Below are 24,573 nucleotides of genomic sequence, written 5' to 3' on the forward strand. Positions count from 1 at the left end.
GCTGGAGCGTTACGGAAGGGGAGTAAATATCAAAGCGTGTTTGCATGAGGCGCTGGGGCACCCCATGCAACACGTAATTGGGACATAGCCATAAAAAAGCCGCCGGAGCAATCCGGCGGCTTTTTGTTTGGTGACGCGTGTGGTGCTTGCTGTGTCAGCCTTTCTTGATGTCCAGCCGGATGGCACCGACCGGTTTGCAGCAGCAGGGCAGGCATTCGCCAGGGGAAACAAACGCCAGGGGCACAGTGGGATAGTGCACCGAGCCTGCCAGCAAGGGCGTGCGGCAGGCGCCGCAATAGCCGCTGCGGCACTGGAACTCCACATGATGACCGTGGCGCTCCAGGGTCTCCAACACGCTCTCGCCGGGATGGACGCGCAGGATACCGTCGCGGGTATGCACCTGCGGCGCCTGTGTGTCCTCCTGCCGTGTTGCAGGCTGCAGGGCAGGGGCCTGCGTCTTGGTCCCATCACTCACGGTGTAATACCGCCGAACGGGCACATCGCCTCATCACAGCTCGAAATCACCGAGATCATCTGCGTGTACTTCGCTGTCGATCTGGCCGACCAGATAGGAGCTGACTTCCACTTCCTGCGGGGCGACCTGCACGTTGTCAGACGACAGCCAAGTGTTGATCCAGGGGATCGGGTTTTGCTTGGCGCCTGCAAAGGCTGGCTGCAGGCTGACCGCGTTCATGCGCAGGTTGGTGATGTACTCCACGTACTGGCAGAGGATGTCCTTGTTCAGGCCGATCATGGAGCCGTCCTGGAACAGGTACTCAGCCCACTCTTTTTCCTGAATGGCGGCTTCCTTGAAGATCTCGAAGCAGGCCTGCTCGCACTCGGCGGCAATCTCGGCCATTTCGGGGTCGTCCTGGCCTGTGCGCATCAGGTTCAGCATGTGTTGGGTGCCGGTCAGGTGCAGCGCTTCGTCGCGAGCGATCATCTTGATGATCTTGGCGTTGCCTTCCATCAGCTCGCGCTCGGCGAAGGCAAAGGAGCAGGCGAAGCTGACGTAGAAGCGGATCGCCTCCAGCGCATTGACGCTCATCAGGCACAGGTAGAGCTTCTTCTTCAGCTCGCGCAGTGTGATGGTGCGCATCTGTCCGGCGACGCTGTGGGTCCCTTCACCGTGCAGGTTGTAGAGCGCGGTCGCTTCAATCAGATCGTCGTAGAAGCAGCTGATGGAACCGGCGCGCTTCAAGATCTGCTCGTTGGTCACGATATCGTCGAACACCTGGGCCGGGGTGTTGACGATATTGCGAATGATGTGGGTGTAGGAGCGAGAGTGGATGGTCTCCGAGAAGGCCCAGGTCTCGATCCAGGTTTCCAGCTCCGGGATGGAGACCAGCGGCAGCAGCGCCACGTTGGGGCTGCGACCCTGGATGGAATCCAGCAGGGTCTGGTACTTCAGGTTGGAGATGAAGATGTGCTGCTCGTGGGGCGGCAGCGCCTGATAGTCGATGCGGTCGTGGGAGACATCCACCTCTTCCGGGCGCCAGAAGAAGGAGAGCTGCTTCTCGATCAGCCGCTCGAACACTTCGTGTTTTTGTTGATCATAACGGGCCACATTGACCGATTGGCCAAAAAACATCGGCTCTTTGAGCTGGTCGTTTTGGGTTTGGCAGAAAGTTGAATAGGCCATGGTTACCAGAATGTATTGAATGGATAAAACAGGAGAGCGGGAGCTTGTCGCTCCCGCCCGGTTAATCAGATCTTGCAGGCGCCACCGGCACAACCGTCATCTTGCATATCGGCTTGTGCGTCATCCGCACCATCACGGGTGTTGTGATAGTAGAGGGTCTTGAGGCCGTATTTGTAAGCGGTCAGCAGATCCTTGAGCAACTGCTTCATCGGTACCTTGTTGCCTTCGAAACGGGCGGGGTCGTAGTTGGTGTTGGCGGAGATCGCCTGATCCACAAACTTCTGCATGATACCGACCAGCTGCAGATAGCCATCGACGCTCGGTTGCTTCCAGAGCAGCTCGTATTGATCTTTCAGGCGATGATACTCGGGCACCACCTGTTTGAGAATGCCGTCCTTGGAGGCCTTGACCGAGACCAGGCCGCGCGGCGGCTCGATGCCGTTGGTGGCGTTGGAGATCTGGCTGGAGGTCTCGCTCGGCATCAAGGCGGTCAGGGTGGAGTTACGCAGACCCACTGTCTTTATCTCTTCACGCAAGGTTTCCCAGTCCAGGTGCAGCGGCTCGTTGCACAGGTTATCGAGATCCTTTTTATAGGTATCGATGGGCAGAATGCCCTGGGCATAGGTGGTCTCGTTGAAGGCCGGGCAGGGGCCGAACTCGCGGGCCAGCTGCACGGAGGCTTTCAGCAGGTAGAACTGGATCGCCTCGAAGGTGCGGTGGGTCAGCGCCAGACCGGAACCGTCGGAGTAACGGGCGCCGTTCTTCGCCAGGTAGTAGGCGTAGTTGATGACGCCTATTCCCAGGGTGCGACGGTTCATGCTGCCTTTCTGGGCGGCCTTGAGCGGGTAGTCCTGATAGTCGAGCAGGGCATCCAGGGCGCGCACGGCGAGATCCGCCATCTCTTCCAGATCTTCCAGCTTCTCGATGGCACCCAGGTTGAAGGCAGACAGGGTGCACAGGGCAATCTCGCCTTCTTCGTCATCCACGTTGTTGAGCGGCTTGGTCGGCAGCGCGATTTCGAGGCAGAGGTTGGACTGGCGTACCGGCGCCACGCTCGGATCGAACGGGCTGTGGGTGTTGCAGTGATCCACGTTTTGGATGTAGATACGACCGGTGCCAGCGCGCTCCTGCATCATCAGGGAGAAGAGATCGACCGCCTTGAGGGTCTTCTTGCGGATGGATGGATCCTGCTCGTACTTGACGTAGAGCTGCTCGAACTTGTCCTGATCCGCAAAGAAGGCATCGTACAGACCCGGTGCATCTGAGGGGGAGAACAATGTGATGTCGCCGCCCTTGATCAGGCGCTGGTACATCAGCTTGTTGATCTGCACGCCGTAGTCCATGTGACGGACCCGGTTCTCTTCCACGCCGCGGTTGTTTTTCAGGACCAGCAGGCTCTCTACTTCGGTGTGCCACAGCGGGTAGAACAGGGTGGCCGCACCGCCGCGCACGCCGCCCTGGGAGCAGCACTTGACCGCCGTCTGGAAGTATTTGTAGAAGGGGATGCAGCCGGTGTGGAAGGCTTCACCGCCACGAATGGGGCTGCCCAGACCACGGATGCGCCCGGCGTTGATGCCGATGCCGGCGCGCTGGGAGACGTAGCGCACGATGGCGCTGGCGGTGGCATTGATGGAATCCAGGCTGTCATCGCACTCGATCAGCACGCAGGAGCTGAACTGACGGGTCGGGGTGCGCACGCCGCTCATGATGGGCGTGGGCAGGGAGATCTTGAAGGTCGAGACCGCATCGTAGAAGCGCTTGATGTAGTCCAGACGGGTATCTTTCGGATACTTGGAGAAGAGGCAGGCCGCCACCAGGATGTAGAGGAACTGCGGGCTCTCGTAGATCTCGCCGGTGACGCGGTTCTGCACCAGGTATTTGCCTTCCAGCTGCTTGACGGCGGCGTAGGAGAAGTCCATGTCACGCCAGTGATCCAGGTGCTCGTTGAGTTCCTCGAATTCGGCCTGGGTGTAGTCGGTCAGCAGGTGCTTGTCGTACTTGCCCATGTCTACCAGACGGGCGACGTGCTGGTAGAGGTGGGGGGGCTCGAACTGGCCGTAGGCTTTCTTGCGCAGGTGGAAGATGGCCAGACGGGCGGCCATGTACTGGTAATCCGGGCTTTGCTCGGAGATCAGGTCAGCAGCGGCCTTGATGACGGTTTCGTGGATATCGGCGGTACGGATGCCGTCATAGAACTGGATGTGGGACTTGAGTTCCACCTGGGAGACCGACACGTTGTCGAGTCCCTCGGCGGCCCAATCCAGCACGCGGTGAATTTTATCCAGATCGATGGGTTCTTTGTGGCCGTTACGCTTCGTCACAAACAAGTTCATTGGCTGATGACCTTTAGTTGATTCCCGAAAAACCATCGCACGGCCTTGACCTCCTGGCCGTGATCGGCTGCGGGAGGTGGGGGCGTATTGTGCGATGAATCACAAGATATAGTGTTATTTTAAGTTCGAGCTACAAGATAGTGAGGTCTACCCGGCTTTGCAATCTGTGGATAAGGCATTAGCTGTGGATAAATTGTGGGTGTCGCGACCCATGTTAGTGGATGCTCACAGTGAGTGGGTTTTCATGCGTCCGATCCGGTAAATGCAAGTCTGATGATCGAACATGGAAAATTTAAATAACTTTTTTTGCTTGCGAAAACGGGGTGTTTTTACTAGCAAATTCAGTCTGGTTATCCCTTGTGCAGCAAGGGTCAAAAGGTGTCCTGTCCCAGTACGTTAGCGGTTGCCAAACGGCAAAAACGGGAGATCACTCCTGACCTCCCATCGCACCCTGGCGTACCCGCATGCACCGTAGGGTGGTGCTCATGTGGGCACCGTTTGGCAATAAAGTCGCCTTTGTGATCCATCAATGCCGGTGACCAGGCGGATCATGGGTCAGGCTACCTCGTAACGCAGCCAGTGGTGCAGGGCCTGCACGGTATCGAACTGCAGATCCGCGCCCCAGTCGGCGGGATCCTCGTCATCGCTCAGATAACCCCAACCCGCCACCGCGGTGCGCATGCCTGCATTGCGGCCCGCCTCGATGTCACGCACATGATCCCCCACGTAGAGGCAGTGGGCAGCGTCGACGCCCAGTTGCTCGCAAGCAAAGTACATGGGGGCTGGGTCGGGTTTGCGCACCGGCAGGGTATCAGCACTGACGGTAACGCCGCAGCTGGCCAGCTCGGGCAGGGCCGCCAGCAGTGGCTCGGTCAGAAAGCCCGGCTTGTTGGTGACTATGCCCCAAGGCAGGGCGCGTTCGTCCAGCCATTCGATGAGATCCACCATCCCTTCATAAGGGCGGGTGCCGACGCACAGGTGTGCGGCGTAAAAGTCGAGCAGGGCGGTGCGCAGGCGCGTAGCGCCCAGCTCCTCGAGCAGCTCATCGCCAAGCCCGGCCCTGAGCAGCCCGAGGGCCCCGTGGGAGGTGGTCTGGCGGATGATGGCGTCAGAGAGCGGGGCAAAGCCTTCGCTCACCAGCACATGGTTGACGGCGGCGCCCAGATCGGGAGCCGTGTCGAGCAGGGTGCCGTCGAGATCAAACAGCACGCAGCGCAGCGGCGCCGGGTGAGAGTCGCTCATCAGCCTTGCTCCGGGCGGATGAATTCCACCATGTAGTTGACGTCGACGTTCTTGCCGAGCTTGAACTGGCCGGTCAGCAGCGAATAGTGCACGCCGCTCATGTCCCGCACCAGCAGGCCCGCCGCTTCACCCATGCGACACAGTTCGGCCGGGGTGATGAACTTCTTGTGATGATGGGTGCCCTTGGGGACCATCTTCATCAGGTATTCGGCCCCCAGGATCATCATCAGGTAGGCTTTCGGGTTGCGGTTGATGGTGGAGACGAACACCCGCCCACCCGGGCGCACCAGGGTCGCGATGGCGCGCAGCACAGAAGCCGGATCCGGCACATGCTCCAGCATCTCCATGCAGGTGACCACGTCATACTGGCCAGGGGCCTGGCCGGCGTGCTCCTCCGCCGTCATCTGCTGGTACTGGAGCTCCACCCCCTGCTCGAGGGCGTGCAGGCGGGCGACGCCGAGGGGCTCTTTGCCCATGTCGATGCCGGTGACGCGGGCACCGCGCCGGGCCATGCTCTCGGAGAGAATGCCGCCCCCGCAGCCGATGTCGAGGATGTGCTTGCCAAACAGGCCACCGCTCTTGTCGGTGATCCAGTCAAGGCGCACCGGATTGATTTGATGCAGTGGCTTGAATTCGCCCTCCATGTCCCACCAGCGGGAGGCGATGGCTTCAAATTTGGCGATTTCTGTCAGATCGACATTGGCATCACTATTCATGTTTTGATGATCCTGTGGCAGGGCGCGCAGGTAGCAAGACTTGGGCGCAATCTATTGTCCTGGCGGGCATTATAACGGACACACTTTGTCACACCAGCCCGACTTGTTACCCGGATTTGTGGCTTAAGGTATTTGGCTCAGTGTGTTACCATGGCGCGCTGTTTAAGCCAAAGAACAACTAATTAGGGATTAAGGCTTTCTATGAGCGATCTGGCCAGAGAGATCACGCCGATCAACATCGAAGAAGAGCTCAAGAGTTCCTATCTTGATTACGCCATGAGCGTGATCGTAGGACGAGCTCTGCCGGATGTGCGTGATGGCTTGAAACCGGTTCACCGCCGCGTTCTGTTTGCTATGAACGAGTTGGGGAACGACTGGAACAAGCCCTATAAAAAATCGGCCCGTGTGGTCGGTGACGTAATTGGTAAATACCACCCGCACGGCGACAGTGCCGTGTATGACACCATTGTCCGCTTGGCGCAGGATTTCTCCATGCGCTACATGCTGGTCGACGGTCAGGGCAACTTCGGTTCGGTCGACGGCGACAGCGCCGCCGCCATGCGTTACACCGAAGTGCGGATGGCCCGCATCTCCCACGAGCTGCTGGCCGATCTGGACAAAGAGACCGTGGACTGGGTACCGAACTACGACGGTACCGAGATGATCCCGGCTGTCATGCCCACCAAAGTGCCCAACCTGCTGGTCAACGGCTCATCCGGTATCGCGGTGGGCATGGCGACCAACATTCCTCCTCACAACCTCACCGAGATAGTCAACGGCTGTCTGGCGCTGATCGAAAATAGCGATCTCACCATCGATGAGTTGATGACTTATATCACAGGGCCTGATTTCCCCACTGGCGCCATCATCAACGGTCGCGCCGGCATAGTGCAGGCTTACCGCACCGGTCGCGGCTCCGTCTATGTGCGCGCCAAGGCCGAAGTGGAAGTGGACGATAAGACGGGTCGTGAGACCATTCTGGTTCACGAGCTGCCTTATCAGGTGAACAAGGCGCGGCTGATCGAAAAGATCGCCGAGCTGGTCAAAGAGAAGAAAGTCGAGGGCATCAGTGCCCTGCGCGATGAGTCCGACAAGGACGGCATGCGCATCGTTATCGAGATCAAACGTGGCGAGTCTGGCGAGATTGTGCTGAACAATCTCTACAAGCACACCCAGTTGCAGACCACGTTCGGCATCAACATGGTGGCGCTCGATAACAACCAGCCCAAGGTGATGAACCTTAAAGACATTCTGGATGCGTTCCTGCTGCACCGCCGTGAAGTGGTGACCCGCCGGACCGTGTTCGAACTGCGCAAGGCGCGGGATCGGGCCCACATCCTGGAAGGTCTGGCGGTGGCGCTGGCCAACATAGACCCCATCATAGAGCTGATCCGTCACTCCGATACTCCGGCTGACGCCAAGGCCAAGCTGGTTGCCCGCGGTTGGGAACTCGGCAACGTGGCCGGCATGCTGGAAAAGGCAGGCGACGACGCGGCCCGCCCAGAGTGGCTGGAGCCGGAGTTCGGCATCCGTGAAGGTCAATACTTCCTGACCGAACAGCAGGCCCAGGCCATCCTGGATCTGCGTCTGCACAAGCTGACCGGTCTCGAGCACGAGAAGATCCTGGAAGAGTACCAATCTCTGCTGGATCTGATCGCCGAGCTGCTGTTCATCCTGGCAAGCCCGGAACGGCTGATGGAAGTGATCCGCGATGAGCTGCTGGCCGTGCGCGAGCAGTATGGCGACGCGCGTCGCACCGAGATCAGCGCCTCCAGCGCCGAGATCAACATCGAAGATCTGATCACCCCGGAAGACGTGGTCGTGACCCTGTCTCACCAGGGTTATGTGAAGTACCAGCCGCTGACCGACTACGAGGCCCAGCGTCGTGGTGGTCGTGGCAAGTCGGCTACCCGGATCAAGGAAGAGGACTTTGTGGAACGTCTGCTGGTGGCCAACACCCACGACACCATTCTGTGCTTCTCCACCCGTGGCAAGGTCTACTGGCTCAAGGTGTATCAGCTGCCAGAGGCGTCCCGTGGCGCCCGTGGTCGTCCGATCATCAACTTGCTGCCGCTGGAAGAGGGTGAGCGCATCACCGCCATCCTGCCGGTCAAAGAGTATGCCGACGACAAGTATGTCTTCTTCGCTACCGCCGACGGTACCGTGAAGAAAACCAGCCTGTCTGCGTTCAGCCGTCCGCTCTCCTCCGGTATTCGTGCCATCAACCTCAAAGAGGGTGATGAGCTGATCGGGGTGGATATCACAGATGGCAGCAACGAGATCATGCTGTTCTCCGATGCGGGCAAGGTGGTTCGCTTCAATGAAGGCAGCGGCCGCGCCGATGCAGCCGATGCCGATGCCAGCGATGATGTCGACGGGGATGACGAGAGTGTCATTGACGCCGGCAACGACGACGATGGCAGCGACAACGGCGAAGGCATCGAAAGCAAGGGTACCTTCAAGGGCGTACGTCCCATGGGCCGTACCGCCGGTGGGGTACGTGGTATCCGCCTGCTCAACGGTGACAAGGTGGTTTCCCTGATCGTCCCCCGTGGCGAGGGTGCCATCCTGACTGCCACCGAGAACGGTTACGGCAAGCGTACCGCGCTGACCGAATACCCGACCAAGAGCCGTGGTACCCAGGGCGTTCGTTCCATCAAGGTGGACGAGCGTAACGGCAAGGTGATCGATGCGATCCAGGTCGAAGATACCGACCAGATCATGCTGATCACCAATGGCGGCACCCTGGTCCGTACTCGCGTCGCCGAGGTGAGCGTCATAGGTCGCAACACCGGCGGTGTGCGTCTGATCCGTACCGGTGAAGACGAGACCGTGGTCGGCCTGCAGCGTATCGCCGAGAGCGACGAGGAAGAGAACGACGTCGTGGCCGTTGACGGTGAAGTGTCCGCAGGCACCGATACCGCGCCAGATGCCGGCTCTGCCGATGCAGGATCCACTGAAGGGTCCACTGAAGAGGGTGCAGCGAGCGACGAATAATCGCGCGTCTGCCTCCATGAAAAAGAGCGACCCTTGGGTCGCTCTTTTTGTTGTTGCCGTTTGCCCCTGGTTGCGCGTTCCCCCAGGCCAGATGGACCAGCCTGAATGCGATCGCTGATCACTCGCTCCGCGAGCATTGCCGCACTCCTCCTTGTTTCGTTCTCCTCAATTCATCATGCCTGTGTCATCCCCCTGTCATGGGATGCGGCCATGCTGCCCACAGACATGCGATGCGGGCACGCTGTGCCAGCAGCCACCAAACAAGCAGGAGTACCTATTATGACTAGCTGGGAAATGTGGGAGAGCTGGTGGAGCCGGGTATGGGGCGAACATCAGTCAGCGTCGCTGACAGGAGAGTATGAGGCTGAAGTGGCCCATGAGCCTGCGCGTTTACCGGTCGAGTTGATTGCACAGGGCAAGGCCACGCATTCGCCCCGGCCAAGAGGGTGAGGCCCTCATCGGCATGGTTTGTGGTGCGCCGGTGATAGCGCGGTTGATGCCATCGGGGCGATCAGAACAGCCGCAGTTGTTCGCCCGGGCGAATGAAGCCGTCCAGTCTCAGTTGAAAGTGGCGCTTGCCCAAGCCCAGGCGCTTGCTGATGAGTCGAAAGCGCTGGGCGAGCAAGTCGGCAAACTGGCCCTCACCGCGCATGCGGGTGCCAAAGGCGGGGCTGTTGAGTCCGCCATCCCGACTGGCCCGCAGCTGGTTCAGGATGGCCTCCTTCTGGCCGGAGTAGTGTTCCTCCAGCCAGTCACTGAACAGGGTGGTCAGCTCGTGGGGCAATCGCAGCAGTATGTAATCGGCGCAGTGGGCACCGGCCTCGGCCGCCGCCTTGATGATCTGCTCGAGCTCGGGCTCATTGAGGCGCGGGATCATGGGGGCCGCCAGCACGCCGACCGGCACACCTGCCTGTGCCAGCTTTTCGACCACCTTGAGTCGACCCGCCCCCGTGCTGGCTCTGGGCTCCAGTTGTCGCCGCAGGGTTTCATTTAATGTCGTCACCGACACCATCACTTGGCAGAGCCCCTCCCGGGCCAGCTCGGTGAGCAGATCGAGGTCACGCAATATCATGGCGCTCTTGGTGATGATGCCCACCGGGTGACGATGGGCCAGTATCACCTCCAGCAAGGCGCGGGTGAGGCGATAGTGATGCTCGATGGGCTGATAGGGATCCGTGTTGGCGCCGAGCACTATGGTCTGTGGCTGATAGGTTGGCTTGGCAAACTCCCGGCGCAACAGCTCGGCGGCATTGAGCTTGGCAAACAGCCTGGTCTCGAAGTCGAGGCCGGGAGAGAGCTCCAGATAGGCATGACTGGGTCTGGCATAACAGTAGATGCAGCCATGTTCGCACCCCTGGTAAGGGTTAATGGAGCGACCAAAGGACACATCCGGTGAACTGTTGTAGCTGATGATGCTCTTGGCTTGAATCTCGCGAACCTCGGTCTGGGGGGCAGAGGTGTTGAATGCCGGTTCCCACTCTGTTTGCTGCCAGCCATCATCGACGGCTTCGACCTGCGGGCCACTGAAACGATGCTCGATATTGTGGGTGCTGCCTCGTCCTGCCATCACATCATGCCAATACTGTTTATATATACAGTCATCTTGCAAGTGCGCGCATCAAAAAACAAGCCCCTGTTCGCGGGTCGTTGTTTGAAATGGCATGGCAAATGGATCTCTTGCTTGATCCCGTCGCTACATTTCGTTTACATAGACGAAATGCGAACTGGATCACGGAAATCATCATGGCACCCATCACCTCCCGCTGGCTCTTCATCGCTGTCATTGCGCTGGTTATCTGGCGCCTGATCCCGCTCTCCACCGAGCAGGAGCTGGCATCGGCCAACCGGGCCTGGCGCATCGGCCAGTTCGAGACGGCGACCAGGATTTGGCAACCACTGGCCGAGCAGGGGGTCCCGCGCGCGCAGGCGCTGATGGGCTGGAGCCACGAAGTGGGGCAGGGCACAGATCAGGACATGGAGCAGGCCATCAGCCTCTATCGTCAGTCGGCTCAAGCGGGTGATGCCTTCGGCCAGTACCGGTTGGCGGAGGTCTATCTGCGCGGCGCCGGGGTGAAACGGGATCTGCGGCAGGCATTTCACTGGATGGAGCTGGCGGCCCGCAACGGTGACGTGCCCGCCATGTTGAAAGTCGGCGTGCTGCACCTGATGGGGGTGAGTGGCCGGGTCGATCTGGCTCAGGCCAAACAGTGGCTCTATCAGGCCTCGCAAAAGGGTAACAAGCTTGCATTGACGGTGTTGGAGGAGCTCGCACTGGCCGAGGAGGGGAGCAGTACTTTCGATTTCAACTGGCAACCCCTGCTGGGCGACTAACCGGCAAGCACCTCATTTTGTTGTAGAAAATCTCATCAAACCCGATACAGCCCCGCCTACTTCTGGTAGCATGGTTCGGTTTTTGGTTTGCCTTGTGCCGTCACGCAAGCTGTTTGCGGCGCTGGGTGCCTTCGCAAAGTGCTGTGGAGAGCCAGAACATCACCCTTTTTTGAATGATTTTTTCCATCCCGCATGTGCCCTTTGGTAGGGGGCACCACTGTACAAGGAAACACACAATGCCAATCATTACTCTGCCTGACGGCAGCCAACGTCAATTTGCCCACGCCGTTTCCGTCATGGACGTGGCCGCGGACATAGGTCCGGGTCTTGCCAAGGCGTGCATTGCCGGTCGGGTAAACGGTGAACTGGTGGATGCCTGCGAGCTGATCGAAGCCGATGCCTCCCTGGCCATCATCACCGCCAAAGACGAAGAAGGTCTGGACATACTGCGCCACTCCTGCGCCCACTTGCTGGGTCATGCCATCAAGCAACTCTGGCCCCAGACCAAGATGGCCATCGGCCCTGTCATCGACAACGGTTTCTACTACGACATCGATCTCGACCGCACCCTGACCGACGACGATCTGGCTGCTCTGGAAGAGCGCATGCTGGCGCTGGCCGCCAAGGATTACGACGTCATCAAGAAAAAAGTCTCCTGGCAAGAAGCACGCGATGTGTTCGAAGCCCGTGGCGAGACTTACAAGGTCGAGATCCTGGATCAGAATATTGCCCGTGATGACCAGCCTGGTCTGTATCATCACGAAGAGTACGTCGACATGTGTCGCGGCCCGCACGTGCCCAACATGCGTCACTGCCACCACTTCAAGTTGCAGAAGATGTCCGGCGCCTACTGGCGTGGCGATTCCAACAACAAGATGCTGCAGCGCATCTACGGCACTGCCTGGGCTGACAAAAAGCAGCTCAAAAGCTACCTGCAGCGTCTGGAAGAGGCTTCCAAGCGCGATCACCGCAAAATAGGCAAGCAGCTCGACCTGTATCATATGCAGGAAGAAGCGCCTGGCATGGTGTTCTGGCACAACGATGGCTGGACCATCTTCCGTGAGCTGGAAACCTTTATCCGCAGCAAGCTCAAAGAGTACGACTATCAGGAAGTGAAGGGTCCCTTCATGATGGATCGCGTGCTGTGGGAGCGTTCAGGTCACTGGGAGAAGTATGCCCAGGCCATGTTCACCACCCAGTCCGAAAACCGCGAGTACGCCATCAAGCCGATGAACTGCCCGGGTCACGTGCAGATCTTCAACCAGGGCCTGAAGTCCTACCGCGATCTGCCGCTGCGCATGGCCGAGTTCGGTTCCTGCCACCGCAACGAGCCGTCCGGTTCCCTGCACGGCTTGATGCGGGTGCGCGGCTTTACCCAGGATGACGCTCACATCTTCTGTACCGAAGAGCAGATCATGGAAGAGGTGTCCGCCTGTATCCGTATGGTCTATGACGTCTATGGCACCTTTGGCTTCGAAAATATCGTGGTCAAGCTCTCGACTCGTCCCGAGCAGCGTATCGGCTCCGATGAGGCCTGGGATCGCGCGGAAGCCGCCCTGGCTGAAGCCCTGGTGCTGAACGGCCTGAAGTACGATCTGCAGCCGGGTGAGGGTGCCTTCTACGGTCCCAAAATCGAATTTACCCTGCATGATTGCCTTGATCGTGCTTGGCAGTGTGGTACCGTGCAGCTCGACTTCGCCCTGCCTGGACGTCTGGGTGCCACTTATGTGGGTGAAGACAACGAACGCCACGTACCGGTGATGATCCACCGGGCCATTCTGGGTTCACTCGAGCGTTTCATCGGTATTCTGACCGAAGAGTACGCCGGATTGTTCCCGACTTGGTTGGCTCCGACTCAGGCTGTGGTCATGAATATCACAGATAATCAGGCCGATTATGCGGTAAAAGTAGCCAAAGCATTGAATGATGCGGGTCTTCGCGCAAAAGCGGACTTGAGAAATGAGAAGATTGGCTTTAAAATCCGCGAGCATACTTTGAAGCGAGTACCTTTCATGCTGGTCTGCGGCGATAAAGAAGTTGAAGCCGGTAAGATTGCAGTACGGACTCGTAAAGGGGCTGACCTGGGCACTTATCCTGTTGAAGAGCTAGTTGCTCTGTTGACCCAGGAAGTTCAGACCCGCGGACAAAAGAAAGTGGAGGAATAAGCTATAAAAGGCGGAAAAAAACTGGGCAAGCAACCGCAAGCCCGCGCTCACCGGATCAATACCGAGATTCGTCTGAAAGAAGTTCGTCTGACTGGTATTGACGGAGAGCCTTTGGGCGTCGTTGCTATCCAAGATGCATTGAACTTAGCCGTTGAAGCTGGAGTGGATCTGGTCGAGATCAGCCCTAACGCTGAACCGCCCGTTTGCCGGATCATGGATTACGGCAAATTCCTCTACGAAAAGAGCAAAACAACCAAAGAACAGAAGAAAAAGCAGAAAGTCGTCCAGGTCAAGGAAATCAAATTCCGTCCTGGCACTGACGAAGGCGACTATCAGGTAAAACTACGCAACCTGGTTCGCTTTCTGGAAGACGGGGACAAGGCTAAGGTCACCCTGCGCTTCCGTGGTCGTGAAATGGCACACCAGGATCTTGGTATCAAGGTTTTGGAGCGCGTCAAGAACGATCTGGAAGAGTTGGCCGTAGTAGAGTCGTTCCCGAAAGTCGAAGGCCGTCAAGCAGTGATGGTCCTCGCACCTAAGAAGAAATCTTAAGGCCCACAAGAAATTGACTCATGGGTTTGCCCCATGAGTCGGTTCGCCTTGCGATTTTGTTGTCACTCACAATGCGGAGTATGAAATGCCGAAGATGAAAACCAACCGGGGTGCTGCAAAGCGCTTCAAGAAGACTGGCTCGGGTCGCTTCAAGTGCAAGCACAACCACCTGCGTCACATCCTGACCAAGAAGAGCAGCAAGCGTAAGCGCAAGCTGGGGCCGAAGTTCATGGTTTCTGCTGCCGACCACAAACGTGTTGTCGCTTGTCTGCCGTACGCATAAGGGGGATGTGAAAAATGCCAAGAGTTAAACGTGGTGTGACTGCTCGCGCTCGTCACAAGAAAGTAATGAAAGCCGCCAAAGGTTACTACGGCGCCCGTTCCCGAGTTTACCGCGTAGCGGTACAAGCGGTAACCAAAGCTGGTCAGTATGCCTACCGTGACCGTCGCCAGAAAAAGCGTCAGTTCCGTCAGCTGTGGATTGCGCGTATCAACGCTGCAGCCCGTCAGAACGGTCTGTCCTACAGCCGTCTGATCAACGGTCTGAAGAAGGCTTCTATCGAGATCGATCGCAAGATCCTGTCCGATATCGCCGTTCACGACAAGTTGGCTTTCACCGCCCTGGTTGAAAAGGCTAAAGCAGCGCTGGTTTAATCCGGTTCTGTTATGAAAGATAAAAGGAGGCTCAGGCCTCCTTTTTTGTTGCCCGTCATTCTCCCATCCTGTTATTGCGCTTACCCATTTCTCTTCATCCCTGCAACATGCTGCCTTATATGCCAACAAACTAGTATTCTTTACCCATATTTAATGCAAACAGAGGGCAGAGTAAGCTGCTTGCCCGATAACAAAATGATTTCTAGGGAGAAAAGCCCACCATAACTATGGTCAGCCAAGGGGCTTTTTTTGTATTATTCCCCTCTTGACCTTATTTAGCCTAACAGGCTCCTGTTTCGGGAGTGGTGACGAGGAAGACATGCAACAGCTTGAAGAAGTAGTCGGCCAGGCCAAGGCCGAAATTGAGGGCGTCAATGACGTTGCGACCCTCGACGAGATCCGGGTCAAATATCTGGGTAAAAAAGGCTTTTTTACCGAGCAGATGAAGACATTGGGCGCCTTGTCCGCCGAAGAGCGTCCCGCTGCGGGCGCCGTGATCAACCAGGCCAAGCAGCAGGTTCAGGATGCCCTGAACGCACGCCGTGATGCACTGGTGGAGCAGGAGCTGAACCAGAAGCTGGCCGCAGAGACCATCGACGTCAGCCTGCCGGGCCGCCGCATCGAGAATGGTGGTCTGCACCCGGTAACCCGCACCATTGAACGCATCGAGCGCCTGTTTGGCGAGATGGGCTTCAAGGTGGCCCGTGGTCCCGAGATTGAAGATGGCTTCCACAACTTCGATGCGCTGAATATTCCGGCACACCATCCGGCGCGTACCGATCACGATACCTTCTACTTCAATCCTGATCTGATGCTGCGTACCCATACCTCCGGTGTGCAGATCCGCACCATGCAGCAGCAACAGCCGCCGATCCGCATCATTGCACCGGGCCGCGTCTATCGTAACGACTACGACATGACTCATACCCCGATGTTCCATCAGGTTGAAGGTCTGCTGGTTGACGAACATGCCAGCTTTACCGAACTGAAGGGCATCCTGCACGACTTCCTGCGTAACTACTTCGAAGAAGACCTGACCATTCGCTTCCGTCCTTCCTACTTCCCGTTCACCGAGCCGAGCGCCGAAGTGGATGTGATGGGCAAGAACGGCAAGTGGCTGGAAGTGCTGGGCTGCGGCATGGTGCACCCGAACGTGCTGCGTTCGGTCGGTATCGATCCGGAAAAATACTCCGGCTTTGCCTTCGGCATGGGCGTTGAGCGCCTGACCATGCTGCGTTACGGGGTCAACGACCTGCGTGCCTTCTTCGAAAACGACCTGCGCTTCCTCAAGCAGTTCAAGTAAGGGCGAGAGAACATGAAATTCAGTAAATCCTGGGTGATGGAGTGGGTCCGCACCGAGTTGAGTGACAACGCACTGGCCGAGCAGATCACCATGGCCGGTCTGGAAGTGGACGCCGTGGAAGCGGTAGCCGGCCAGTTCAACAATGTGGTGGTGGGTGAAGTGGTCGAGTGCGCCCAGCATCCCGACGCCGACAAGCTGCGGGTGACCAAGGTCAACGTGGGCGAAGCCGAACTGCTGGACATCGTCTGCGGCGCGCCGAACTGCCGCGCCGGCCTGAAAGTGTGCGTGGCCAAAGTAGGGGCGACTCTGCCGGGTGATTTCACCATCAAGAAAGCCAAGCTGCGTGGCCAGCCGTCTCACGGCATGCTGTGCTCCTTCAGCGAGCTGGGTATCGATGTCGAAGCCGATGGCATCATCGAGCTGCCGCTTGATGCGCCCATCGGCACTGATATCCGCGAATACCTCGCGCTCAACGACGTCAGCATCGACGTGGATCTGACCCCGAACCGTGCCGACTGCCTCGGCATCGCAGGTCTGGCCCGTGAAATCGGCGTGCTCAACAGCGTCGACGTGGTCGAGCCGACCTGGGCGCCGGCTGTTGCCACCATCGATGCGACCTTCCCGATCCGGGTCGAGGCAAGCGCCGACTGCCCGCGTTATCTGGGCCGCGTCATCAAGGGGCTGAACTTGCAAGCGCAGAGCCCGCTCTGGATGCAGGAGAAGCTGCGCCGTGGCGGCATCCGTTCCATCGACGCCATCGTCGACATCACCAACTACCTGCTGCTGGAATACGGCCAGCCGATGCACGCCTTCGATCTGGTCAAGCTTGAAGGGGAACTGGTGGTGCGCCGCGCTCGTAGCGACGAGCCGATGACTCTGCTCGATGGCAATGAAGTGAAGCTCAAAGAGACTACTTTGGTGATTGCCGATGCCAAAGGCCCTGCCTGCATGGCCGGTATCTTCGGTGGCGATCGCACCGGCGTTTCCGAGACCACTACCGACATCCTGCTGGAGTGCGCCTTCTTCGCGCCGCTCTCCATCACCGGCCGTGCCCGTGCCTACGGTCTGCACACCGACTCTTCCCACCGTTTCGAGCGCGGGGTGGATCCGCAGCTGCAGGCCAAGGTGATGGATCGCGCCACCCGTCTGCTGCTGGATATCTGCGGCGGTGAAGCCGGTCCGGTCATCGAGGTCAAATCCGATGCCCATCTGCCCAAGGCTGCCCCCATCAAGCTGCGTCGCGCCAAGCTCGACAAGGTGATCGGCATCAGCGTGGCAGATGCTCAGGTGGTCGAGATCCTGACTCGCCTCGGCATGCAGGTCACTGTGGATGCTGACGGCTGGACCGCGCTGGCTCCCTCCTGGCGTTTCGATATCGCCATCGAGGAAGACCTCATTGAGGAAGTGGCCCGTATCTACGGTTATAACAACATCCCGAACCTCAAACCCGCCGCCTCTCTGGCGATGGTTGAGCAGGCAGAAGGGCAGGTGACCCTCAAGCGGGTACGCGATCTGCTGGTCGACCGCGGCTTCCAGGAAGCGATCACCTACAGCTTCGTCGATCCCAAAGCGCAGCAACTGCTTTATCCGCAGAGTGACGCCATCGTGCTGCCGAACCCGATCTCGGTCGAGATGTCCGCCATGCGTGTCTCCTTGTTCCCGGGTCTGGTGCAGGCGGTGGTCTACAACCAGAACCGCCAGCAGGCGCGCGTGCGTCTGTTCGAGCAAGGCCTGCGTTTCATCAAGGACGAGAGTGCCGAAAACGGCATCCGTCAGGAAGCCATGCTGGCCGGCATCATCACCGGCAACCAGAGCGACGAGCACTGGGACATCAAGAGCCGTGCAGCCGACTTCTTTGATTTGAAAGGAGATTTGGAAGCAATTCTGGATCTCACCGCGGAAGGGGCCACCTTCAGTTTCGAGCGTACCGAGCACAGTGCCCTGCATCCGGGCCAGAGCGCAGCCATCCTGCGCAATGGCGTGGTCATCGGCCACATCGGCGTGATCCATCCAAGCCTCGAGAAGAAGCTGGGGCTCAAGAGCCGCGCCGTCATGTTCGAGCTGGAGCTGGACAAGCTGACCCCTGCCAAGGTGCCGGTTGCAGCCGAGGTTTCTCGCTTCCCTGCCAACCGTCGCGATATCGCCGTGGTGGTCGACCGTCAGGTTCTGGCCGGCGATGTCCTCGCAGTAATTAAAAAAGTTGGCGGAAATCAGGTAGTTGGAATAAACTTGTTTGACGTATACCAGGGTGCTGGTATGGCAGAGGACAAGAAGAGCCTGGCCATCAGTCTTGTTCTGCAAGATACCCAGCGCACTCTGGAGGAGAAAGAGATTGCCGAGACCGTAGACAATGTCGTGCGGGCACTTGGTGAAGAGTTGAATGCATCCTTGAGGGATTGATCTATGGCGCTTACCAAAGCCGACATTGCAGAGCACCTGTTCACCCAACTTGGGATGAGCAAGCGTGAAGCCAAAGATATGGTGGAAGCCTTCTTTGAGGAAATCCGACAGGCGCTTGAGCGCGGTGAACAAGTCAAGATTTCAGGCTTCGGTAACTTTGACCTTCGTGAGAAGAATCAGCGTCCCGGACGCAACCCCAAGACTGGCGAAGATATCCCCATCAGTGCCCGTCGGGTGGTGACTTTCCGGCCTGGCCAGAAACTCAAGGCCAGGGTAGAAAATGTTGAACCCAACGAGTGACAAAAAGCCAGGCAGCCGCCTGGCTTTTACTTTTTCATGATAAAAACCAGCCTATTACTAGGCCTGCTGCTGGCCATGCCCGCACAGGCAATAACTCTGCCTATTTCGTCTGCGACCCGTGCCTACGCCGATACCATCAAATCGCTTACCATCTGTTACCCGGCGCTGATCAGACCGCCTTATCTTGAGGAGTCGGGGGGATTGCTTATCGATCAGATGGAGCGACTGGCAGATCAACTGCCATTTCCGTTGCTGCATGAAAAACTGCCGAACTGGTCTGCGGTCCAACGCGGTTTACTGGAAGGACGCTGCGATCTCATCCCCAATGTCGGTCCCTTGCTGCGACCCTTGCCGGGTATGGCGCTGAGCCGCAGCATGCTGGAGGCTGAATCCGCCATTATCTACCGTGGCGATCTGGAGCGGGCCACGTTTCTGGTGTCGCCCATTTGGCAAGCTGGCGAGGTGTTGAAGAAGCTCTATCCTCACTCAACCCGGTTGGCCCTGACTGATGCCGATAATTGGTATTCGGCACTGGCGGCAGGCAAGGGAACGGCTTATCTCGGCGACTATCTGCAACTGCGTTATTTGATGCGTGAATACCCGGATGAGGGGCTGCGCCTGCGCCGGCTGCGCAGTGACGAACTGGTGGTGAGCTATCGTCTGATGATGCGGGACAAGCCAGAGCTCAGGGAACTCATCGACACAGCCATTCGTTATATGCCACCAGGCAGTCTCTACAAGGATCTGGATCGGTATCTGGAGCAGGGGGAACAGGATATCAACCCGCTGCACTTCACCGATGGGGAACAGGCCTGGCTGGTGGGTACCTCCCGTACCATCAAGCTGGTGGTGAACCCCGATCTGATGCCCTACAGCGGTATCGATGAATTGGGTCAGCTCAAGGGATGGAGTGCTGACGTACTGCGACGGGTGAGCCAGCAGACCGGGCTCAACTTTCATGTTATTCCCTCCGTCAATACGGAAGATGCGCTGGCGAAGCTGCGCAGCGGTGAGGCGGACATGATGGCGGGGCTGCTGGAAACGCCAGCGCTGACCAGCCAGTTCAACTTCACTCGCATCATGGTGGTCAACCGTTATGCACTGGTCAGCCGCAAGTCCCGCTCGTTCGACACGCTGACGTCGCTCAAGGGAGAGATCGTCGTACCCGCCAGTCTTTATGACCCTGAGTTGTTGGGCAGATTGGGGGGCGAACATCACTGGATCAGCAGCAAAAATCTGGCAGAGGGGCTGGCGGTCGTGCGGGCGGGCAAGGCGGATGCCATGCTGGCCGAGTTGTATCAGCTGCAATATCCGCTGCGCAACAACCAGCTGGATGGACTGGATGTCAGGGAACTGCCGCAGCAATTTGGATTGGGATTTGCCATCAGCCCCCACAGTCCAAGGTTGGCCGGGGTGATGGAACAGAGTCTGATGACCCTTACCGGCAAACAGAATGATGATCTCAATCTACGTTGGCGCCGGCTGGTGCTGACCCAACAGTCTGGTGTCAGCTACGGCATCTGGCTGGGTTCCGTGCTGTCGGCCCTTCTGATCAGTGCTGGCGTCATCTGGTTGATCTGGCGATCTCGCCAGCAACTGGCACGTGAAGTTCGTCAGCGCCAGGAGATAGAGCAGGATCTGGCGCTGGAGAGTCAGTTCAGGGAGTCCCTGTTTCAGGCGTTGCCGGTACCTGTCTTTCTGCGTAACAACCAGGGGGAGATCATCAAGCGCAACAAACAGGCAAAGCGGCTGGAAGCTCGTTATCTGGCCGAGTTGCATTTGCCGGCATCCCGGCTGCAAGGTGCGGAAGGGGCGCTGTCTCTCGGTGATCAGGTATTTTCCTATGCCCAGATCCCGTTGCAACTTGGCAAGCAGGCACCGGCAGGGGATTTGATTGCACTCTCCGATATCAGCGCCCTGCGTGAGCGGGCCCGTTTGCTTCGTCAGGCCGAGCGCCGCTTGCGTGCCCTGACCAATACAGTGCCCGGCGTCGTCATCCAGTTTCTGTTGCAGCGTAAAGGCATTGTCCGGGTGGAGTTCATCAGCCGCGGCAGTTATGAATTGCTGGGGCTTGCCAGCCAGCAGATCCGCCGAGATCCCGACAGCGCACTCAATCGCCTGGATGAGCAGGATCGGCGGGAGATGCAAGCCCCTATGTTACTGATGTTGCAAGCCGGGCAGCCTTTCTCCTATGCCCTGCGTTACGAACACCCTGGCAAGGGGATACGCTGGTTGCAATTCTATGGTCGGGGACGCAGCCAGCCGGAGGAGGGGTGGCGTGTCTATGGTGTCGTGCAGGACGTGACCGCTCGGGTAGAGCAGGAGCGCGCCCTGCAGGCTTCCCATGAACGAGCAGAACAGGCCGTCTTGGCCAAGGGGCGTTTCCTTGCGGCGGTGAGCCATGAAATTCGAACCCCCATGAATGCCATATTGGGATTGCTGGAGTGGCTTAGCCACACCTCCCTCAACGCAGAGCAGCGCTCTGCACTTTCTCACGTCAGACAGGCGGGAGACGAATTGTTGAGTCTGCTCAACGACGTGCTCGATTTTAGTCGCAATGAGAGCCGCCAGTTGGCACTTTCACCCCAGCCAACTGACTTGGTCGATTTGTGTGAACACGTGGCCGCCGTGCACTGGTCCAAAGCGCGTTCCCAGCACTTGCAACTGCGGCTGGCGCTTGATCATCATTTGCCCGCACAGGTGGAACTGGATCCTCATAGGGTGCAGCAGGTGCTGCATAACCTGCTTTCCAACGCCATCAAGTTCAGCCTCTCCGGCGAGGTGGTGTTGTGGGCCCGCCGGGAAGAAGAGTATCTGCTGTGCGGAGTGGATGATGACGGACCTGGTATCAGTGGCGAATTACTGCCTCGCCTGTTCCTGCCTTTCGAACAGGGAGGGGAAGCGGGGCAACCACGAGCTCAGGGCACCGGGCTCGGATTGGCTATCTGTCGGCAACTGATGGAACAGATGGGTGGAGAGATCCGTGTCGAACCGCGTCTCTCCGGTGGCAGCCGCTTCATTTGCCGTTTGCCACTGGTGTTGCTGCAAGAGATGCCGCGCTGGCAACCCAAAGTGACCAGCGTCAATGTTCAGCTCTGTGGCGAAGCACGCGACTATCTGCTGCCCTGGCTTGCTGAGCTGGGACTGAGTGATGATCCGGCTGGCCCCACTTTGCGATCTGCACTGGATGAACAGGGGTTACTTTACTGGGATTGGCAAGGCGAGCCCTGGGTGCCAGGCTCTGTGGTCAGCCTGTTACAACCGAGGTTGGCAGCGTCTGACCAAGGGGGAATTAACTTGCCGGGGCAGGGAATGCGAGTGCTGCTGGTAGAAGATCACGATGTGAACAGAGTGCTGATCAGTATGCAGCTGGCCCAATTGGGAGCACAGGTGGTGAGTGCGGCCAATGGCCAGCTGGCGCTCGACCTCTTGCAACACGAGACGGTTGATCTGGTGTTGACCGATCTGCAGATGCCGGTGATGAATGGGGCCGAGCTCTGCCGGCAACTGCGTGACTCGCCTCGTTGGCAACATCTGCCTGCTTATGTGATCACCGCCGATCTCAGTGAACAGGCGGCGCAGCAGCTGGCCAGCTGCGGTTGCCGGGGTCATCTGGACAAGCCTCTGCTGCTCAAGGATCTGGCCAACCTGCTTCGTTTGCAGGTACTGCCCGATGCAGTGGCGGTACCCGCGTGTCAGATCGCGCATTCGCCCTCTCCCAAGACCGACAATCTGGCACAGGACTGGCATAGAGAGGGTATGGTTCCCATGAGCGCAGAGCTTGTCACCCTCTATCTGGATGCGACTCGCCAAGATCTGGCTGACATTGAGCAGTGCATCACACAAGGAGATGATACGGCGCTTGATGCAGCTTTACACAAGATGAAAGGGGCCGCCAAAATGGTGGGAGCTAGCCCGTTGATCCAGGTGATTGAGCAGTGGAAACGCGATCCACGCCAACCCCTGATATTCCCGCTGCAGCAAGCTCTGGATGAGGTATGCCGGCGATTACGTGAGAGGCTCTGACATGATCATCACAGACGAAGAGTTATTGGCGTTGCTGAACTCGGAAGAGACACAGGAGCGCTTTTTCTACCCCGTGACAATTTATGCACTGGATGGGCTCGCCTATCGGGCGGCTCAGGCGGTCAACCTGCCCGAATTTGCGATCCTGCGTCGTACCAAGCCGGATGCCTGCTGGCAGTGGGAGGGCCTGTTCGCGGCGGGTGCCATCGCTCTGTTTGATCCTGCGTCCCACGTCGGGGCCAACTATCTGTCGCAACTGGTGGCACAGAGTGAGGGAGTCTATCGCCTCTCGGATGACTGGCTGGCGGGTGTGCATGGCCGTTACCAGCAATGGCGGCAATGGCTGGCCCAGATGCAGGTGCTGTTACTTGAGGATCACCCGTTTCAGGGGGCACATATCCAGCAGGAGATACAGGGATTGGGCTTGCCTTGTCAGTGGGTACAGGATGGCAACGCTTGCATCAAGGCGCTGGCGCAGGGAGATATCAAACTGCTGATCAGCGACCTCAGCCTGGTGGAGCAGGATGCCATCAGCCTGCTGATGGGCCAACCCCAGTACCAGAACAGTGGTCTGCCCATCATATTGCTGTCGGCGCACGACCAGACTCTGATCGATGGCGCACGACGGTTGTTGCATGATGCGGGCTTCAATGTGGTGGCCGCCTTGGCAAAACCGCTGTTGACCGACGATCTGTTACGGCTGCTCAAGTCGCTATATCTGGGGCCTCAGCGGCAACAACGGCTAAGTGGTTTGCGCCGCACCATACGTACCTGGCAGGGAACCGAACAGGGGCTGCTGGGACTCCTGTCTGATCCCCCCTCGACGCTGCCCATCTGGTTGGCGGTGACCGGCTTGCCACCTCGCTGGGAACTGGTGCGGGAGTGGCTTGGCAAGCAGGAGAGAGATGCAAGTGAACTGACTCTTGTCATTCATCGTCGCGATCATTTGCTCAATCAGGCTGAGCGGTTCGCCTTGGTGCTGCAGGCCAGTCTGGCTGGCACCAAACTCGCATTGCTGCTCGACAATGATCAGCACATCCCATTTGATCTGCTGGAGAGGGTGCCCTTGCAGCATCTGTTGCTGGGTCAGAATCTGCTGCCGGAGCTGGAGTCCATGACGGCTGACTCTCTGCTTGGGCGCTTCATCAACCGGGCCAGGGAGCTGGGGATCGCACTCTATCTGGATGATCCCTTCAATCTGCTAGACAATACCCTGTGGCGTGATCGCGGCATGGCGGGGCGCTGGTAAGCCGCATGCCGCGCTATCTTTGCTGGCCGCTTGACGAGACGCGCTTGCGGCGCGCCTTGGTTGGTTGGTTGCATCCCACCTCGCGGGCATCCCTGCCCCTGATGATGGAGGTGGGCGGTATCCCCTGCCGGCTGCAAGAGCTGGCGGGGGCCGATCCCGAACGTATCAAGGCGGCCTATGAGGCGTTGAGCGAGCAGAGTGTCTACTTGCGCTTCATGCGGGCCAAGCAACCTCCGACCGCCGATCAACTCGCCTTCTTTCTTGATTATCCCAGGGCTTCCCAGATAGGGCTGCTGCTGACCGATGGTCTGGGGCAACCGCTGGCTCAGGCCCAGTCAATTCGGCGGCGGCTGCACCCGGAACGAGCCGAATTCTCCTGTCTGGTGGCGGATCACTTCCAGCACAGGGGGGCGGGCAGACGCATCCTGTTAGCACTGGCACTGCTGGCGCGCGCCGAAGGCATTGAGGAATGGACGGCAGAGGTGCTGGCCCAGAATCGCCCCATGCTGGCGCTTCTGCGTGGGTTGGGGCTGCCGCTCACGTTGGTGGTCGGACGGGAGCTGGTGTTTGTCCGGCTTGACCTGAGCGTGCTCGACAGTCTGTGAAACGAGTATCCTTATAAGACCAAGGGCGAATAGGCCGACTTTTCGCCCTGTGTTAAGG

General features: G+C 58.5%; 18 protein-coding genes. 12 read left to right on the forward strand and 6 right to left on the reverse strand.

Features of this window, described 5'->3' with window-relative positions; translation table 11 throughout:
• Positions 1–154: 154 nt before the first annotated feature.
• The 5 genes from yfaE to ubiG form a co-directional block, all read right to left on the reverse strand.
• Positions 155–475, reverse strand: a complete 321-nt coding sequence (gene yfaE, locus ACW5XD_RS02220; RefSeq protein WP_456493427.1) for a class I ribonucleotide reductase maintenance protein YfaE — start codon at positions 473–475, stop codon at positions 155–157.
• 33 nt (positions 476–508) lie between these two features.
• On the reverse strand, positions 509–1,642 hold the full coding sequence (gene nrdB / locus ACW5XD_RS02225; protein WP_456493428.1) for a class Ia ribonucleoside-diphosphate reductase subunit beta: 1,134 nt from the start codon (positions 1,640–1,642) through the stop codon (positions 509–511).
• A 65-nt stretch (positions 1,643–1,707) separates the two neighbouring features.
• Positions 1,708–3,975: a class 1a ribonucleoside-diphosphate reductase subunit alpha gene (nrdA, locus tag ACW5XD_RS02230; protein WP_456493429.1), complete on the reverse strand. Its 2,268-nt coding sequence runs from the start codon at positions 3,973–3,975 to the stop codon at positions 1,708–1,710.
• A 555-nt stretch (positions 3,976–4,530) separates the two neighbouring features.
• Positions 4,531–5,217 carry an HAD family hydrolase gene (locus ACW5XD_RS02235; RefSeq protein ID WP_456493430.1) on the reverse strand — a complete coding sequence of 229 codons (687 nt, stop codon included), beginning with the start codon at positions 5,215–5,217 and terminating at the stop codon, positions 4,531–4,533.
• Positions 5,217–5,933 carry a bifunctional 2-polyprenyl-6-hydroxyphenol methylase/3-demethylubiquinol 3-O-methyltransferase UbiG gene (gene ubiG, locus ACW5XD_RS02240; RefSeq protein WP_456493431.1) on the reverse strand — a complete coding sequence of 239 codons (717 nt, stop codon included), beginning with the start codon at positions 5,931–5,933 and terminating at the stop codon, positions 5,217–5,219. The genes ACW5XD_RS02235 and ubiG overlap by 1 nt, the downstream gene beginning before the upstream one ends.
• A gap of 201 nt (positions 5,934–6,134) precedes the next feature.
• Here ubiG and gyrA point away from each other — a divergent pair, with 201 nt between their 5' ends.
• A complete protein-coding gene (gene gyrA / locus ACW5XD_RS02245) occupies positions 6,135–8,930 on the forward strand; it encodes a DNA topoisomerase (ATP-hydrolyzing) subunit A (protein ID WP_456493432.1) in 2,796 nt (931 codons plus the stop codon).
• Positions 8,931–9,441: 511 nt separating this feature from the next.
• Here the strand turns inward: gyrA and ACW5XD_RS02250 are convergent.
• Positions 9,442–10,497: a PA0069 family radical SAM protein gene (locus ACW5XD_RS02250; RefSeq protein ID WP_456493433.1), complete on the reverse strand. Its 1,056-nt coding sequence runs from the start codon at positions 10,495–10,497 to the stop codon at positions 9,442–9,444.
• Between the two features lie 176 nt (positions 10,498–10,673).
• Between ACW5XD_RS02250 and ACW5XD_RS02255 the strand changes: the two genes are divergently transcribed.
• The 11 genes from ACW5XD_RS02255 to ACW5XD_RS02305 all read left to right on the forward strand — a co-directional run bounded on the left by ACW5XD_RS02255 (position 10,674) and on the right by ACW5XD_RS02305 (position 24,515).
• Positions 10,674–11,261 carry a tetratricopeptide repeat protein gene (locus ACW5XD_RS02255; RefSeq protein WP_456493434.1) on the forward strand — a complete coding sequence of 196 codons (588 nt, stop codon included), beginning with the start codon at positions 10,674–10,676 and terminating at the stop codon, positions 11,259–11,261.
• Positions 11,262–11,497: 236 nt separating this feature from the next.
• Positions 11,498–13,426, forward strand: a complete 1,929-nt coding sequence (thrS, locus tag ACW5XD_RS02260; RefSeq protein WP_456493435.1) for a threonine--tRNA ligase — start codon at positions 11,498–11,500, stop codon at positions 13,424–13,426.
• 21 nt (positions 13,427–13,447) lie between these two features.
• On the forward strand, positions 13,448–13,978 hold the full coding sequence (gene infC, locus ACW5XD_RS02265) for a translation initiation factor IF-3 (RefSeq protein WP_274454371.1): 531 nt from the start codon (positions 13,448–13,450) through the stop codon (positions 13,976–13,978).
• Between the two features lie 85 nt (positions 13,979–14,063).
• On the forward strand, positions 14,064–14,261 hold the full coding sequence (gene rpmI, locus ACW5XD_RS02270; RefSeq protein ID WP_005315535.1) for a 50S ribosomal protein L35: 198 nt from the start codon (positions 14,064–14,066) through the stop codon (positions 14,259–14,261).
• A 14-nt stretch (positions 14,262–14,275) separates the two neighbouring features.
• A complete protein-coding gene (gene rplT, locus ACW5XD_RS02275) occupies positions 14,276–14,632 on the forward strand; it encodes a 50S ribosomal protein L20 (RefSeq protein ID WP_005300683.1) in 357 nt (118 codons plus the stop codon).
• A gap of 319 nt (positions 14,633–14,951) precedes the next feature.
• Positions 14,952–15,935, forward strand: coding sequence for a phenylalanine--tRNA ligase subunit alpha (gene pheS, locus ACW5XD_RS02280; RefSeq protein WP_456493436.1), 984 nt, complete (start codon positions 14,952–14,954; stop codon positions 15,933–15,935).
• Positions 15,936–15,947: 12 nt separating this feature from the next.
• On the forward strand, positions 15,948–18,335 hold the full coding sequence (pheT, locus tag ACW5XD_RS02285; RefSeq protein ID WP_456493437.1) for a phenylalanine--tRNA ligase subunit beta: 2,388 nt from the start codon (positions 15,948–15,950) through the stop codon (positions 18,333–18,335).
• Between the two features lie 3 nt (positions 18,336–18,338).
• Positions 18,339–18,635, forward strand: a complete 297-nt coding sequence (ihfA, locus tag ACW5XD_RS02290; protein WP_005300715.1) for an integration host factor subunit alpha — start codon at positions 18,339–18,341, stop codon at positions 18,633–18,635.
• A 36-nt stretch (positions 18,636–18,671) separates the two neighbouring features.
• Positions 18,672–22,661, forward strand: a complete 3,990-nt coding sequence (locus ACW5XD_RS02295; protein WP_456493438.1) for an ATP-binding protein — start codon at positions 18,672–18,674, stop codon at positions 22,659–22,661.
• A 1-nt stretch (position 22,662) separates the two neighbouring features.
• Positions 22,663–23,910, forward strand: a complete 1,248-nt coding sequence (locus ACW5XD_RS02300) for a response regulator (RefSeq protein WP_456493439.1) — start codon at positions 22,663–22,665, stop codon at positions 23,908–23,910.
• 5 nt (positions 23,911–23,915) lie between these two features.
• Positions 23,916–24,515 (forward strand): GNAT family N-acetyltransferase, encoded by a 600-nt coding sequence (locus tag ACW5XD_RS02305; protein WP_456493440.1) that lies wholly within the window; start codon positions 23,916–23,918, stop codon positions 24,513–24,515.
• Positions 24,516–24,573 lie beyond the last annotated feature (58 nt).

Source organism: Aeromonas enterica (genome assembly GCF_054052465.1).